The organism is Pectinatus brassicae, from assembly GCF_014201835.1.
GTDB lineage: Bacteria > Bacillota > Negativicutes > Selenomonadales > Selenomonadaceae > Pectinatus > Pectinatus brassicae.
Genome location: NZ_JACHFH010000022.1, coordinates 24848 through 41665, shown reverse-complemented (window position 1 = coordinate 41665; position 16818 = coordinate 24848). Strand labels below are relative to the sequence as shown.

The 16818-nt window shown below is 36.4% G+C and carries 13 protein-coding genes; 7 read left to right on the top strand and 6 right to left on the bottom strand.

All coding sequences use genetic code 11. The features are described from left to right. The first annotated feature begins 1 nt into the window (after nucleotide 1). Both HNR32_RS09185 and HNR32_RS09180 read left to right on the top strand, forming a co-directional pair. Nucleotides 2-1123 (top strand): ABC transporter permease, encoded by a 1122-nt coding sequence (locus HNR32_RS09185; RefSeq protein WP_183861909.1) that lies wholly within the window; start codon nucleotides 2-4, stop codon nucleotides 1121-1123. Beyond that, a complete protein-coding gene (locus HNR32_RS09180) occupies nucleotides 1110-2249 on the top strand; it encodes an ABC transporter permease (protein WP_183861907.1) in 1140 nt (379 codons plus the stop codon). Before HNR32_RS09185 ends, HNR32_RS09180 begins: the two co-directional genes overlap by 14 nt. Before the next feature lie 43 nt (nucleotides 2250-2292). Here HNR32_RS09180 and HNR32_RS09175 read toward each other — a convergent pair whose 3' ends face one another. The 6 genes from HNR32_RS09175 to hisC form a co-directional block, all read right to left on the bottom strand. Next, nucleotides 2293-3213, bottom strand: a complete 921-nt coding sequence (locus HNR32_RS09175) for an AEC family transporter (protein WP_183861905.1) — start codon at nucleotides 3211-3213, stop codon at nucleotides 2293-2295. 5 nt (nucleotides 3214-3218) lie between these two features. Further along, a complete protein-coding gene (locus tag HNR32_RS09170; RefSeq protein WP_183861903.1) occupies nucleotides 3219-4052 on the bottom strand; it encodes a dimethylarginine dimethylaminohydrolase family protein in 834 nt (277 codons plus the stop codon). Nucleotides 4053-4066: 14 nt separating this feature from the next. Then, nucleotides 4067-5707: a M20/M25/M40 family metallo-hydrolase gene (locus HNR32_RS09165; RefSeq protein WP_196611187.1), complete on the bottom strand. Its 1641-nt coding sequence runs from the start codon at nucleotides 5705-5707 to the stop codon at nucleotides 4067-4069. Between the two features lie 10 nt (nucleotides 5708-5717). Further along, complete coding sequence (locus HNR32_RS09160) at nucleotides 5718-7073, bottom strand: YjiH family protein (RefSeq protein ID WP_183861901.1); 1356 nt, start codon at nucleotides 7071-7073, stop codon at nucleotides 5718-5720. 79 nt (nucleotides 7074-7152) lie between these two features. Further along, nucleotides 7153-8115, bottom strand: a complete 963-nt coding sequence (locus HNR32_RS09155; protein WP_183861899.1) for a 2-hydroxyacid dehydrogenase — start codon at nucleotides 8113-8115, stop codon at nucleotides 7153-7155. Between the two features lie 9 nt (nucleotides 8116-8124). After that, entirely contained in the window at nucleotides 8125-9195 is a 1071-nt protein-coding gene (gene hisC / locus HNR32_RS09150; RefSeq protein WP_183861897.1) for a histidinol-phosphate transaminase, read from the bottom strand. A 241-nt stretch (nucleotides 9196-9436) separates the two neighbouring features. Between hisC and HNR32_RS09145 the strand changes: the two genes are divergently transcribed. The 5 genes from HNR32_RS09145 to nifJ all read left to right on the top strand — a co-directional run bounded on the left by HNR32_RS09145 (nucleotide 9437) and on the right by nifJ (nucleotide 16745). Continuing rightward, a complete protein-coding gene (locus tag HNR32_RS09145; protein WP_183861895.1) occupies nucleotides 9437-9928 on the top strand; it encodes a PucR family transcriptional regulator ligand-binding domain-containing protein in 492 nt (163 codons plus the stop codon). Then, nucleotides 9897-10163: a PucR family transcriptional regulator gene (locus HNR32_RS14475; protein ID WP_375782635.1), complete on the top strand. Its 267-nt coding sequence runs from the start codon at nucleotides 9897-9899 to the stop codon at nucleotides 10161-10163. The genes HNR32_RS09145 and HNR32_RS14475 overlap by 32 nt, the downstream gene beginning before the upstream one ends. A gap of 274 nt (nucleotides 10164-10437) precedes the next feature. Next, nucleotides 10438-12183, top strand: a complete 1746-nt coding sequence (locus tag HNR32_RS09135) for a B12-binding domain-containing radical SAM protein (RefSeq protein ID WP_183861891.1) — start codon at nucleotides 10438-10440, stop codon at nucleotides 12181-12183. Further along, nucleotides 12180-13124, top strand: a complete 945-nt coding sequence (gene mnmL, locus HNR32_RS09130; RefSeq protein WP_183861889.1) for a tRNA modification radical SAM protein MnmL/YtqA — start codon at nucleotides 12180-12182, stop codon at nucleotides 13122-13124. Before HNR32_RS09135 ends, mnmL begins: the two co-directional genes overlap by 4 nt. Nucleotides 13125-13220: 96 nt before the next feature. Then, complete coding sequence (gene nifJ / locus HNR32_RS09125; protein ID WP_183861887.1) at nucleotides 13221-16745, top strand: pyruvate:ferredoxin (flavodoxin) oxidoreductase; 3525 nt, start codon at nucleotides 13221-13223, stop codon at nucleotides 16743-16745. Nucleotides 16746-16818: the final 73 nt, after the last annotated feature.

Below are 16818 nucleotides of genomic sequence, written 5' to 3'. Positions count from 1 at the left end.
TATGAAAATACCAATTATTTTTATGCGAGAACTATCATATTTGTTTTTTCAAAATAAATTTGGCTGTGTACTATTGTATGCACCTATTTTTTATGCGCTGTTTTTTGGTTCAATGTTTTCAGCCCAAACATTAAAGCATATTCCCATAGTGATTTATGATCAGGACCAAACCGCCAGCAGCAGAATGCTCAGCCAGGAATTTTATGATTCGGAACGATTTAAGATTGTCGGTATGGTAAATACACAAGACGATATGAAGCGATATATTGATAATGATGAAGCGTATTTGGCAGTGGAAATTCCTAATGATTTCTCCAAGAATATAAAAAAACATAAGGAAAATCATGTATTATTGGAAATAAATGCGAAAAATATGATGTATTCCAATACCATACAGACATATGCTACAGAAATAATTTCTACATATAATTCGCAGATCAGGCTGCCGGGTGTATCTTCACCGATAAGCTTTACTATGCGTATGTTGTATAATCCTACAGCAGCTTATACACCTTTTTTAGCGCCGGGTTTAGTTGCACATAGTATACAGATTGCGATTTTGTTGACAGCGTGTCTGGCATTTGTACGGGAATATGATGCCAGAAGATTTTTGAAAAAATTTTCTATTACTGCTATTGTAATAGGTAAATTAGCTGTATATTGGCCATTGTCAATTTTATCGGGTCTCATTGGTATGGGGATTTGTGTGGAGTTTTTTAATATAGTGATGCGTGGCAGCATAATAGATTTACTGCTTATTTATAGTGCGTTTACTTTTGCTATTTGCAGTTTTGGCTTTTTGCTTTCGGCAGCAGCTAAGAATCACCAGCAGCCAATATCACCACTTGTCCTGATGTATATTATGCCATCATTTATATATTCAGGATACACCTGGCCGGCTATTGCCCAGACTATGCCTGTACGTATATATTCATATTTTTTGCCAATGACATATATTTCCAATGTTGCACGTGATATTTTACTTGTGGGCTATTCTGGCGATTTATATATAAATAGCACGATTCTTTATGGTGCAGGAATGATTATGCTGCTGGCAACTATGTTTATTTGTAAGCGGCGTATTAATCAGTCCATAGAGGAGAATGCAAATGTCAGTAATTAAGAAAATTGTTATTGCGGAATTTAAATGGATGCTGACTAAGGCACCAAGAATAGCTTATATTCCCTTTGTCATTCCATTGGCATATTTTTTAATATTTAATACGTTGTTTTTAAAACATTCAGTGGATAATATTCCTATTATTATATATGATGAAAGTCAGTCGCACATCAGTCGTGAAATAGCACACTGCTTCGAAGACTCGGAATACTTTAAAGTTATTGGTTATGCTAATTCACAAGAAGACATGCAGGAATATTTACGACAGCGAAAAGCAGATGCGGCTATTTATATTCCGATAGATTTAATGAAAAGAATAAATACCCACTTATCAAGTCCTGTTTTGTTTGAAGCTGATGGAACGAATATGCTTGTTGCTAGTACAGCCATAACCAATGCCCAGAATATAATAAGTGATATTTCACAAAATATCGGGGTTAATTTATTATTGGAAAAAAATTATATGCCGGAGCAGGCGAATAATATGGTTACGCCTGTTCAAAAGGAATTTAGAATATTATATAACCCTTATTTAAGTTATACAAATTACTTTGTATATGCACTTTTAATGATATCTTTTCATATGGCGCTGTTTTTTTGTGCATCAGGTTCAATGCTCATGGAATATAATTTGGGTAAATATAAGGAATATAGTGCTAAGCAGGTTATGCTTGGTAAATTAATTCCATTTTGGCTGCTGGGAATTGTATATTATATAATTTTAGCAGCAATTGCTATATTAGTACACGGGACGCCATTTTCCGGCAGTTTATTAGAACTGCTTGCAATGGGAATAGTATTTGTTTTTGCGGTGACATCACTGGGGGCTTTTTTGATTTCTTTTTTCAGGGTAATGTTTTATTTTTACCAGCTGGGGATCATTATTGTCGTTCCAATTTTTTTGTCGTCAGGGGCAACTTTTCCAGTAACGTATATGCCATTTATTAATAAGATTTTTTCAGCGCTTATGCCGCTGAGTTATATGGCACCAGCTATGCGCAGTATGATACTTTCAGGTCATTCGCCGCATTTTATAACTAATGTTTCATCTTTATTGATCTATGGAATGATTGCGTTGTTTTTGGCGATAAGAAGATTGAAAAAAGTGCGTCTGCAGCGTCAGTATTAAAAAAAGCCGGCTCATCAAGAGTCGGCTTCTTTCGTGTAAAGATTTATTTTATAAGCATGCTTAGTAAGGGGATAGTTACAAGAGCAGCTGCAGTTGTAAGTGATACAGATTTAGCAGCCAGTTCAATATTATTGTCAAATTCATTAGCCAGCATTACAATCATTGAGCCAACCGGCATACCAAAGGCGATTGTGGCGATGCCGATGAGTATTTTATCAAAATGAGTAAAATTGATTAATAAAACATAAATAATTAAAGGCAGAATTATGAGCCTTATTACCGACATTATATAAAGACGTTGCTCGCGGAAAATGTCAGTTATACGAACTTCACGCAGTGAAGCACCGATAATCAGCATGGAAATCGGTGTAGTGATATTGCCCATTGTATAGGTGGCATCGACAATAAGTTTTGGCAGCTGTAATTGGGCAAGATAAATGATTAGAGCAAAAATGGTAAGAATAAGCCCGGCATTACATAGACTATGACAGCTGAAATTGTTTTGTTCATCACCCTGATGCATAAGGTAGATGCCATAAGAATATACTAAAATATCAAAAGGCATATGTAAAATAGCCGTATAAAATACAGCATCATTGCCAAAAAGTGCCTGAACGATAGGAAAACCTAACAGTGAGGTATTAGAAAATATAAACATAAATTGATAGGCACCGCCTTCGCTTTTTTGTACATGAAGAATGGCAGTACAAATACGGGCTAAAAAAGGAAGAAAGGCGTAAATGATAGTTCCTACACCTAAAAAAAGTAGTACGATTGACATGTCAGCTGTTTTCATACGGCAGACGGAAGCAATTACCAGCAACGGGCAGGTAATGTTGACGGCTAATGAAGATAATTCTTTAACGCCAGTATGCGTGAGCAGTTGTTTCCAGCGTAATATATAGCCGAGCAGAACAAAAAGCAGCAGTTTTTGCATGGCATTAATTAATACCGCAAGTTCCATAATGATTAAATCCTTTCCAAGGGGAAGGACATACAATGTGGACCACCGCCAGCTTTAAGTATTTCGGTTATCGGCAGCTCAATAACTTTCATGCCGCGTTTGGTCAGTTCTTCATTTACATAGAGGTTTTGCTGCAAAGAGAGAACACGGTGGTCACCGATTGATTGTAAATTACAGCCGTGCTCAAATATGGCTGATTCCTCTACCGGAATAATATCAATTTCCATTTTTTTGAGGCGGTCTAAAAATTCCTGAGGCATGCCATCTTTATAGGCAACAGCTAAATGATCATCGACAAGGTTAAAACACATGTCAAGATGAAGGTATTCAGGTTTTCCCGGTACGGGAATGACTTCATAACCATAAGGGGTAAGACCTTGCTGTATTTCTTCATAGCCTTTTTCATTAGTACGGGCAAACATGCCAAGGGCAATGGTATGTTCATTTAAAAACATAAAATCACCGCCTTCAAAAAGTCCTTCTCTACATTCGACGATGACAGGAATACCTAATTCCTCCATTTTAGCTTTATAATCAACATGTTCTTTATCGCGCAGATGTTCACGGAAACGTCCAAGAATAAAACCTTCTTGGACACAGCCGCCAAAATCACGGGCGAAAACAGAGTTGGGACGTACTTTATCAGCTGGAAGAAATTCTGTATCAACACCATTTTCTAAATAAGCTTCTACCAATAAGTTATGCTCGTGCATCATTTTATTGATATCAAGCTGTAAATCCCATTTTTTGGCAATTTCATTTATCGGGGCGGCTTGAAGATATTCAGGACGGGATAATAAGACTTTTTTTAAGGTACTGGTACCATTTTTTACAAACATAATGAACACTCCTATTATAAAAATTCATAGATTGTTTTTAAGATTAATTCGGGCAGTACAGAAAAAGAATATGGCTTATAGACACGTTCGGACCATTTGTGGGCATCTTTGCCATAACAGCCAAAATTTAATGCCGGAATATTCAAACTTTTTATTGAAGTAAGCGGCAGGGGATATAATTCACTCATTGCCGGCATATTTTCCTGCAGGCAACGCAGCGATTCATCGTCATCATTGATTTTTAAATAACTGCCGTCGGACAGACTGGGGAAAAATTGTTTGATTTGATAGTTTTCGTTATGAGATTGACCAAATTCAATTACAATTTTTGTTATTCTGTCAATAAGTGTTTTTTCGGTAGGTAATTCCTGACGCAATGTATTATAAGGACAATATGGTGCGGCAAAAAAGATTATAGCTAATGGTTCATGTTCATCCAAAAGATTAACGAGCTGTCGCACGAGGGCAAGACTGATTTCCCGTTTGTCTTCGCCTTGGGTATTTCGTTTTTGGGCATCAGCAAGAATCGCATCAGATAATTGTTTATTGGATTTTGCTTCGGCTTTTTTAAGTAATTCAGTAAAGGTCAGTACTTGTGGTATATGCATGGCTGGAATATCTTTTTGACTGCTGAGCTGAGCATAAGCCTGGCTCCCAGCAGCAATTTTAGCGGCAGTGTTTTGCATCGCTCTTTTTGTTTTTTGTTTCAATTTATCAAGAATAGCTGTTGTTGGTTTGGCATGAACAAAGTAGTTAAAATAAACAAAGGCTTCCTGGGCAGTTTGGACATTATAATGGTTTTTTAAATCTTTTAATTTCAGTACGGATGGCGGCAGAGTATATTCTCCATTATAATTATCACAAAAATCAGTGTTATAATTTATTTGTGTTACGAGCTGGGCAGCAGCTACAGAGGCATCAAAACCTTCAAAACACTGACCAACATGCGTTTCACAGCCTTTAATATAGATGCAGGGCAGCAATTTGCCGACAGCTCCCATATAAACATATTTATTAGTATCTCCTTCATATAATGGGCAGATATAATCATTGTTAATGGCAAAAAGATAATCAAAATTATGTTCTTTTTGCAGCTGTTTAAGTATTTTGATACCTTCGATAATGCCGGTATGCTGGTTTTCTTCTACAGGATTTATGGAAAGCAGTATATTGCCGGAAAATGTATCAAGGCGTGTGCTGAGATATTCCATTAAACCGATAAAAACGGCTACACCGCTTTTCATATCGCAGGCACCACGGCCAACCAGCCAGTCACCACTGCGAATTTCCTCATATATATTAGCAGGGAGCTCGATTTTTAATAATTCTTTAGCTAATCGCTCGCAATTCGTAGCGTAAGGCTCCAGTCGGCCGTAATCTTCAGTGCCGACAGTATCCATATGACCATGCCACAATATGGTTTTATTACTTGGGGACTTTAATCCGTGCAGATAGGCAAAAATATTGCTGCGCTGTAAAGCGTCATGGGCAAGAGGTTGGCGGATTACCTGGTCAGCGTGATCGGTAAAATAAGGTATTTGGAGCAGCCGGCCTTCTAAGTAATCGGCTGCGTCTTTTTCTCCTGATGTGGAATTAACACTTTTTACGGCAACAAAATCTTTGGTTATTTGTTCAATATTCTCAGCTATTTCCATGATTTTCTCCTTAGAGTAATTTGGCAACGAGAGCCAATAATGGTAATGCGATAATAGTACGTTCTAAAAATATAATAAATAATTTCTTTAAATTTAAGCCGACATTACTTTTGACAATTATACTGCCGACTTCTGTTAAATAGACAATTTGTACCAATGATAAACCGGCAATGATAAAACGGGTTTTTTCCGGAGTAGCAGCATTAGTGATTAGGGCAGGAATGAACATATCAATAAAGCCAACAAGTGCTGCCGGAGCAATATTAAAGGCATCAGAGATACCTAGTAAATTCATATAAGCTCCCATCGGATAAGATATCCAGTGAAAGATAGGCGTTTCGTTGACTAACAGGCTGCCGATTGTTCCCCAGGCAATAACAATAGGAATGAGATCCATTAGAATACCAATTGTCATCTTTATGCCATCGTACATGGCTTTTTTCAAGCTGAATTGGTCAGCACGCTGCAGTGCTTCCAGCATTGCCCAACGAAATAGCGAGGAATCTTTCGGTACTTCTTCATTGATTTTTTTCTCACCACGGTAGCTGTCGGGCAAATTTCCCAAAGGATATAGGCGGGCACCAATTACTGCCAGTAGTAAGCCGATAATAGTTACGGAGCTATACAGAAGTAAAAAATGTGCGGTAATATTTAATGTTTGTGCAACTACCATACAAAATGGAATGGATACAAGTGAAAAATTAGTCATGATAGTTGCGGCTTCGCGTTTACTGTAAAAGCCGCTGTTATATTGTCCGGCGGTAATCAGGACTGCCGTATTAGAAGAGGCCAGCCATGAGGCTATTAAATCAACAGAGGCACGACCGGGTACACGAAATAAAGGTCTGATTAATGGTTTTAAAAGAATACCGGTAAATTCCATAATACCGCAGTCGGTTAAAAACGGCAGAATAAAACTTAGGACAACAGCAATAGCAATAAGGGTTTGTGATAAAGAAATCATACCGGCACCTGTGGAATCTGACTGCAAAATGACAGGTCCCATTTTAAATACAACACAAATAGTTATGATAAGGGCAATGATGCGGGTGAGAAGATAAGTTTTGGAAACGACGATGAGTTCATAAAGCCATTTATATTTTTTTAATATTTTTGGTTTGTTAAATAAAGCAATTACAGCACTTAGGGCGGAAATGGCGACAATAGCTGTAAGTAGCCCAGGAATATTTTGCTGTAAGAATTTATCCAGCATATCGGTTAATAAGCTTAATCCGGTAGTAAAGCCTTCCTGCGTTCCGTTTAACGGGCATAAAAACATAAAAATACCAAAGCCGGAACAGCATAAAAATTTGCTTACAGCCGTAAAATTATTTTTTTTCTCGGTTAAATCTAGTGTTTTTTCCATAAAATACCTCTTTTTCGTAAAATATAAAATGCTTTTGGTTAGCTAGTAACTCTCCCCAAAAGCATCATTGCTTAATTTGTCAGATTATATAATTTTTTTGTTCATCCGTAAAAAAAGAAATAATATTTTCACAGGATCTTCGTGATAAATCTTGTAAAGATTCTTGGGAATAAAACGCAGCATGCGGCGTAATAATAACATTATTCATTTTTGTTAGTGGATTATTTATTAAGTCTGGGGTTTCTGAAGCCAAAACGTCAAGACCGGCACCGGCAATCTTCTTTGATTGCAGTGCACTTATTAGCGCGGACTCATCTACCGTACTGCCACGGCCGGTATTTAAAAATAATGGACAGTAATTCATTTTATTAAATATCTGAGCAGAAAAATAATTATGATTATCTATATTTGGCTGCATATGATTGGATATGATATCAGCTTGAGCCAAAGCTGTATCAGCATTAGCACATTCAACATGCTGTAATGCGGCTTGTTCTTCGGTAAGGTGCTGCGAAACTACAAGTGTTTTTATACCAAAGGCAGCAGCTCTTTTAGCGACAGCCTGGCTGATTTTCCCCCAGCCGAAAAGTGCCATCGTTTTTCCATAGAGACGGTAAATATCCGTCTGGGTCTGGAATTGCCAAATATGCTCAGTTGATATCTGCTGGTCATAGGTCTTAAGATGACGGGCAAGTGAGAGCATTAAAGCCATAGTATGCTCGGCAACTTCATTAGTACAGTAATCAGGAACATTCATTATATGTACGTTATGCTTCTTTGCGGCAGCAAGGTCTATTGTATCATAACCGGCGGCATTGACGGAAATAAATTTAAGCTTACTGGCAGCAAAAACATCATTGTTTACAGGAATAAAGGCGGTACGCAGTACATCAATGTTGTGTAAATCATTGATTAACTGCTGCTGGTTGTAATAAGGCCGGCATATTATGTTGGCAGCGGGTAAATGTTTTTTTAAATATTCTTTTTCATAGGTAAAATCTTGCTGCATTTCGCTAGGATAATCACAAAACAAAATATTCATAGTATCACCTTAGGCAGCAATTTTTAGCAGGATTTTTTTGGTTGCGGCAATAACGGCGGCCATTTCTTCTTTCGTTCCAATAGTGATACGCAGGAAATTTTTTATGCGTTCAGGGGAATTATAATGGCGGGCTAATATTCCCAAATTACGCAGCTGGGCATTATATTCAGCGGCACTCAGCCAAGGATGAGAAACAAAAATAAAATTAGTATGTGAGCTTAAAACATAAAAATCTAATTTTCTTAGAGCTTCTGTGGTATAGTCGCGGGTTTCTATAATTGCGTCAATTGAAGATTTCAGATAATCTTTGTCGTATATAGCGGCTGTACCAACAGCCATATTGATATCACTGAGATTAAATGGATTGAGTACGCCACGCATATTTTCTAAATCTTTTATTAAGGTTTTATGTCCAAGACAGTAGCCAATATGCGCTCCGGCTAAATTGCGTGATTTAGACATTGTATGGATAACCAATAGATTATCGTATTTATTAATTAATGGGATACAGCTTTCATTGCCATAGTCAATATATGCTTCGTCAATTACGACAAGACGGTCGGGCTTGGCGGCAACAATTTTTTCTATTTGACTTACTGGCAAAACATAGCCGGTTGGTGCATTGGGATTGGCTAATATTATGTGGCGGTCTGACTTTATATAAGCATTGATATCAACATGAAAATCCTGCTTTAAGGGGATTTCCTGTTGGTCTATGGCAAAAGCATCAGCCAAGGTTTTATAAAAGCCATAAGTTATATCAGGATAACAAATACGGGATCGTTCAAAAAAAGTTAGAAAAATATAACCAAGTAATTCATCGGAGCCGTTGCCGGTTATAATTTGGTCAGTTTTCAAATTATAATTTTGGGCAATTGCTTTTTTTAGCTCCATTGAAGATGGATCTGTATAACGGCCTAAATTATTCATGCGGGAGCTGGCTAAAACTTCCAAGACCTTTGGTGATGGCGGACAGGCTGTTTCATTGGCATTGAGCTTAATAAAATGGGAATCTTTGGGTTGTTCTCCCGGAATATATGGCGCCATATTAACATAGCGTTCACTGATAAATCTGCTCATGATAAATCTCCTTTTTGCAATAAAAAGAGCCGTCCAATAATTTACTTTATAAAAGTAAGCTATTGAGCGACTTTGCTCGTATTTATTTAATTTCTTGTATCGGTCTTGATGTGTCTAGTATAATAGATGAATATGAACAATACTATTTACATTTGACCAAAAATAAACCATTATTTTTTAATAAAGTAAAAATCGGATATGATTATAATAGAGATATATTTTATTATCAGGAGCTGATATAGTGCTGTATTTGAACGAACTGCTAGAGCTGCCAATATTTAACCATTTTTGTATCATAGCTGGTCAAAAAGGTTTGCACAGAGAGATACGCAATGTTGATATTTTAGAGTATGAATGGTACAACAAGAATTTTAATGTATTTAATAAAGATGATTTTGTACTGACATCATTATTTTTTGCTAAAGATGAGCCACAGATTATATATGAAAGTTTTAAAAAATTGATTAAAAGAGAAGTGTCGGCAATTGCCATAAAAACAGTATTTTATACGGAACTGCCGCCGGAAGTAATCAAGCTTGCTGATACATATGATATTCCGCTGTTTTTATTTGCCGATGCTTATATGGAAGATATTATTATTAATTTTAATGATTTATTAAAGACGAAACAGCAATTTTTATTTTTGGAAGAAAAAATTACCGAGCTTATTGCCCCCAAAAAAGATTTGTATAATATCGAAAATGCCGCACGGGAGATTAATAATTCATTTTAAATATACTTCTAATCTGCAGGAAACCTTGTTATGCTATGTGCGCTGTAATGGCGAGATATCAAAAACAGCCGCGGAACTTTTTCAGCATCCCAATACTATCCGGTATCGTTTACAAAAGGCCAAAAAAATTTTACGGCCATTTTTAGGAAATGAAAATTTTTATGAGCAGCTGTTCATATTAATAACGCTGTATCTATTACAAGGAAAAATTAATAGATATAATTTTCAGCAGTAACTGTTAATAAAAAAACACCCGCAGATGCGGGTGCTGATAGTTTATTATATAAGTACACAAATAAAAAAGAATAAGATAGAAAATCCCTATACTTATTCTTTATTACTATGCAATTTTCTTATTCGATATTATCATAAATATACCGGATAAGAAAATAAATATTGGGGATAACTCATTTATTATTATAAACAATACTTAAAAATATTTCAAGAAAAAAATATATAATTTCGAAAGAAAGAATATTTATTTTATAAAAAAACATAGGAGAGATTAAGTGAAATTACTTCTTACAGCTATAAATGCTAAATATATTCATTCATCATTAGCAATACGTTATTTGCAAAAATATTGTCAGGATTTATCCTATAATATTGAACTGGCCGAGTATACAATAAATAACCATTTACTGGATATTGCTGACCAGATTTTTGATAAAAAGCCGGATATTATTGGCTTCGACTGTTATATATGGAATATTGAGCTAATAAAACAATTAATACCGCTTCTGCATAAGATGCTGCCAAATGCTAAAATAATATGCGGAGGACCGGAGATATCATATTCTACTGCCGAATTTATGCAGGACTTCCCTATGGTTGATTATGTAATACGAGGTGAAGGCGAGCAGGTATTATATGATTTATTATTGGCTTTGGCTCAGGGAAAGCCTACAACTGATATTGCAGGACTGGCACAATATGATGCTAAAAGACAATTGCAGGAAAATCAGGCGGTGGTTTTGGAAAATATGGATGATATATCATTTCCTTATACTGATGAAGATATAAAAAATCTTGATAACCATATTATTTATTATGAAAGCTCGCGTGGCTGCCCATTTTCTTGTAAATACTGCTTGTCCTGTGCTACAAAAGGCGTTCGCTATCGCAGTCTTGATAAAGTATTAGCGGAACTGGCATTTTTTGTAAAACATAATGTCAAGCAGGTAAAATTTGTTGATAGAACCTTTAATGCCAATAAAAAGCATTTTATCCCTATTTTAAAATTTCTGGCAGAGCAAAAGTGCTGTACTAATTTTCATTTTGAAGCCAGTGTTGATTTATTGGATGACGAAGCCCTGGTAATTTTAAGAACAATGCCGGTGGGAAGAGTGCAGTTGGAAATAGGCATACAGTCGACTAATGATAAAACGCTAAAACAGATAAACCGCCATAATAATTGGGATAAAATTGTTTCTAATATAAATGCGATTGCTTCATTTAATAATATTCATATTCATACAGATTTGATAATTGGTCTGCCCAATGAAGATATGCAGTCACTGGAAAAATCATTTAATGAGGTTTATGTTTTATATCCGAATATGCTGCAGGTTGGCTTCTTAAAATTGTTAAAAGGGGCGGCAATGAAAGAGCTTGTTGAACCGCATAAATACCAGTTTATGGATACGGCGCCCTATGAAGTTTTGTCCAATGCCTATATGACTGTTGAGGAAATACGCAAATTACGCATATTTGTAGATGTATTTGAGCTTTATTATAATTCAGGACGTTTTGTGAATTCATTAAAGTATATTATAAAAAATTATGAGAATAATGCTTTTGCTTTTTTTAGAAGTTTTGCTGATTATTGGCATAAAAATGAATTGCATACCTTATCACATTCGCCCAAGGCTTTATATAAATATTTAGCAGATTTTATTGTGGAAAATAAAATTGCTATAAAAGATGTACTTGAAGATTTGTTGCGCTATGATGCTTTATCTGTGGAACATGGCCGGTTTAAGGCAGAGTTCCTTGACTGGTCAGAAAAAAAATATCATAAAAATATCGAAACATTTTGGAAAAATACCGAAATGGTGCGAAAATACATTCCTGATTACGAATTTATTAATTGGCGTACAGTAAAAAATAACTATCATATTGAGTATTTTGCCAATGATGTTTTGCATTTTTCGCCAACGACTGCTATAATCAGTAAACCTGTAATAATATTATTTATTTATACGGATGATATAGCTGCAAAAATATTGATGGATCCAGGTGATTTAAGATTATGACATATTATGCTTTTTCTGATTATTTAAAAGAACGTTATGGCGAGAAGGTTTATAAACTGCCTATTGCATTGCCTGTTACCTGTCCTAATCGCGATGGGACATGCGGCAATAATGGCTGCACCTTTTGTGGTGCTATTGGTACTGGCTATGAGAATTTACCAGCTTCGATGTCGGTGACAGAACAAATCAATAAAAATAAAGCTCATATCATACCAAAATACAAGGCTAAAAAATTTATTCCTTATCTGCAGAATTTTAGTAATACATATCTGCCAATTGAGAAATTGGAACAATATGTACATGAGGCAGCAGCTGCTGAAGATGTTGTTGCCATTTATATTGCAACAAGGCCTGACTGTATAAGTGAGTACTATTTATCTCGTTTATACAGTATCAAAGAAGAATATAATATTGATATTTGCATTGAGCTGGGGTTGCAGACGGTAAACTATAAATCGCTGCAGAAGATAAATCGTGGTCATACTTTGGCTGAATTTATTGATGCCGTTTTAAAGATAAAGCAATATGATATGCAGGTATGTGCCCATATTATTTTAAATCTGCCCTGGGATGATATGGCTGATGTTATTGAAAATGCCAAGATGATGTCGGCACTGAAAATTGATCAGGTAAAACTGCATGCTTTATATATTGTGAAAGGCACCAAAATGGCACAGCAGTATTTAAATAATGAAATTAAGCTCATTTCATTAGAAGAATATAAAGAAAGAGTAATAACATTTTTGGAATATTTGTCACCAGAAATTGTGCTGCAGCGCCTGATTGGTCGGGCACCGGCAGAAAATACGTTGTTTTCCAACTGGCATACCGGCTGGTGGAAAATTCGTGACGAGATAACAACTTATATGCAGGATAATAATATAACGCAGGGAATACGCTGTGACTACTTGAATGGTAAGGCTTTGAAAAAATTTAAATGATATAATTGATAATAATTTTAAAAAGGTGTATTATAATTATATGTTATTCTTATTCGCAGTGTATCATAAAATTATAAGTACAAGGGAGAGAATACGATGAGTAAAAAAATGAAGACCATGGATGGAAATACAGCTGCAGCTTATGTGTCATATGCATTTACAGATGTTGCTGCTATTTATCCTATTACACCATCTTCCCCAATGGCGGAAGTCGTTGACGAAATGGCTGCAAAAGGTACTAAAAACCTTTTTGGACAGAAAGTTAACGTTGTTGAGATGCAATCTGAAGCAGGTGCAGCAGGTACCGTTCATGGTTCTTTGCAGGCTGGTGCATTAACCACCACATATACAGCATCACAAGGGCTATTGTTGATGATTCCTAATATGTATAAAATTTCCGGTGAACTTTTACCAGGTGTTTTTCATGTTAGTGCCCGTGCTTTAGCGACATCTTCATTAAATATTTTTGGAGATCATCAAGATGTTATGGCCGTTCGCCAAACTGGCTGCGCAATGCTGGCTGAAAGCAGTGTACAGCAGGTTATGGATTTAAGTGCTGTAGCTCATCTCGTTGCAATAAAAGGGAAGATTCCTTTCGTCAATTTCTTTGATGGTTTTAGAACATCACATGAAATTCAAAAGATTGAAGTTATAGATTATAATGATTTGGGAAAAATGCTTGACTGGAAAGCAGTAAATGAATTCCGTCACAATGCACTAAATCCAGATCATCCTGTTACCCGCGGTACTAACCAGAACCCTGATATCTATTTCCAGGAAAGAGAAGCAGTAAATACTTATTATGATGCTATTCCTGATATGGTAGAAGAATGTATGCAGGATATTACAAAAATAACTGGTCGCGAATATCATTTATTCAATTATTATGGTGCAGCTGATGCCGACCGTGTAATTATTGCTATGGGATCTATTTGTGATACAGCAGCCCAGGCTGTGGATTATTTAAATGCCCAGGGTGAAAAAACCGGTATTTTAACCGTTCATTTATATCGTCCATTCTCCATCAAACATTTATTACAGGCACTTCCTAAGTCTGTTAAGAAAATTGCTGTACTTGACCGCACTAAAGAACCTGGTGCTCAGGGCGAACCTTTATATATGGATGTAAAAACGGCACTATATGACAGGGATATAAATCCTGTTATTGTTGGTGGTCGTTATGGTCTTGGTGGTAAAGATGTAACACCTGACCATGTTCTTGCTGTTTATGAAGAACTTAAAAAAGCTGCTCCGAAGAATAGCTTTACACTTAGCATCGAAGATGATGTTACCCATACATCACTTGCTAAATATCCAAAAGATCTTGACTTTACACCAGAAGGAACTACAACCTGTAAATTCTGGGGCTTAGGCTCAGATGGTACAGTCGGGGCTAATAAGAGCGCTGTAAAAATCATCGGTGATAAGACTGATATGTATGCTCAGGCCTATTTTGCTTATGATTCCAAAAAATCCGGTGGTATTACCATGTCCCATTTACGTTTTGGTAAATTGCCGATAACCTCACCATATCTTATTAATAAAGCTAATTTTATTTCCTGTTCACAGGAATCTTATGTGCATAAATATGATTTATTGGCAGGCCTTAAATCAGGCGGTACTTTCCTGCTCAACACTCATTGGACAGAAGCTGATCTTGCCAATGAACTGCCGGCATATATGAAACGATACTTAGCTAAAAATAATATTAATTTCTATGTTGTTAATGCTGTTAAGATTGCGCAGGAACTTGGTCTTGGCGGACGTTTCAATATGGTTATGCAGTCAGCTTTCTTTAAACTTACCAATATTATTCCAATTGATGAAGCTGTTAAATACTTAAAAGATGCGATTGTTTCATCTTATGGCAAAAAAGGCCAGAATATCGTTGACATGAATAATGGTGCAGTAGATAAAGGTATTGAAGCTGTTGTAAAAATCAATGTACCAGCTGATTGGGCAAATGCTGTTGATGAAGTCAAAGAAGAAAAGCAAGTACCAGCATTTGTCAAAGATATTTTAGTTCCTATGAATCGTCAAGAAGGCGATAAACTGCCTGTAAGTGCATTTAATAAAGGCATGGAAGATGGTACATTCCCAGTGGGAACAGCAGCATATGAAAAACGCGGTATAGCTATTAATGTACCGGAATGGCTGCCAGACAACTGTATCCAATGTAATCAGTGTGCGTTTGTTTGTCCGCATGCTGTAATTCGTCCGGTTCTTGTTAGTGAAGAAGAAAAAAATAATGCTCCTGAAGGAATGCAATTTAAACCTGCTCTTGGAGCTAAAGATATGTACTTTAGTATTGTTGTTTCACCTTACGACTGCAGTGGCTGCGGTAACTGTGCCCAGATTTGTCCTGCCCCTAAAGCTAAGGCTTTGGAAATGAAACCATTTGATACTCAGGCACCTAAACAGCCAATATTTGATTATGCTATGGATGCTGAAAAAGTTGCACCTAAGCAAAATCCAATGAAGAAAACAACCTTAAAGGGCAGCCAGTTTGAAAAACCATTATTGGAATTCTCTGGTGCTTGTGCTGGTTGCGGTGAAACACCTTATGTAAAACTTATCACCCAGCTTTACGGTGACCGTATGTTGGTAGCTAATGCTACCGGTTGTTCCTCAATTTGGGGCGCTGCTGCTCCTTCTATGCCTTATACAACCAATCATAAAGGACATGGTCCTGCTTGGGCTAACTCCTTGTTTGAAGATAATGCTGAATATGGTTTAGGCATGCATCTTGGCAGTAAGGCTGTACGCAGTACTTTAGCGGATAATATGAAAACAGCTATGGCTAATGGTGTAAGTGCTGAATTAAAAGCTGCTATGGAAGAATGGGTCGAAAAAATCGATGATGGTGAAGGTACACGTGATCGTGCTGATGCCCTTATTGCTGTTTTAGAAACAGAAAAAGGCAGTAATGAACTGCTTAACCAGATTTATGACCAGAAAGATTTCTTTGTCAAACGCTCCCAATGGATATTTGGCGGTGATGGCTGGGCATATGATATCGGTTATGGCGGACTTGACCATGTTTTAGCTTCCGGTGAAGATGTAAATGTTTTAGTAATGGATACTGAAGTTTATTCTAATACTGGCGGACAGTCTTCTAAAGCAACTCCAGCTGCGGCTATTGCTCAATTTGCTGCTACTGGTAAAAAGACCAAGAAAAAAGATCTTGGCATGATGGCAATGTCTTATGGTTATGTTTATGTAGCCCAGATTAATATGGGAGCAGATAAAAACCAAACCCTAAAAGCTATCGTTGAAGCTGAAAGCTATAAGGGACCATCTGTCATTATTGCTTATGCACCATGTATTAATCATGGTATTAAAATTGGTATGGGCAAAAGCCAGATTGAAGCAAAACGTGCTACTGAAGCAGGTTACTGGGCTAACTTCCGGTATAACCCAGAACTTCGCAATACAGAAAAAAATCCATTCAGCTTAGATTCCAAAGAACCTACAGCTGATTTTAAAGAATTCCTCATGGGTGAAGTTCGTTACAATTCCTTGAAACGCAGCTATCCTGATACAGCTGATGCATTATTTGAAAAAACCGAGCAGGATGCTAAGGAACGTCTTGAAGGTTATAAAAAGCTAGCTGGTAAATAAACTTTGCTTTATATAAAAGTTCCCATCTTTAAAATTTTAAAGATGGGAACTTTTTTTACTGCAAATGGCAGTT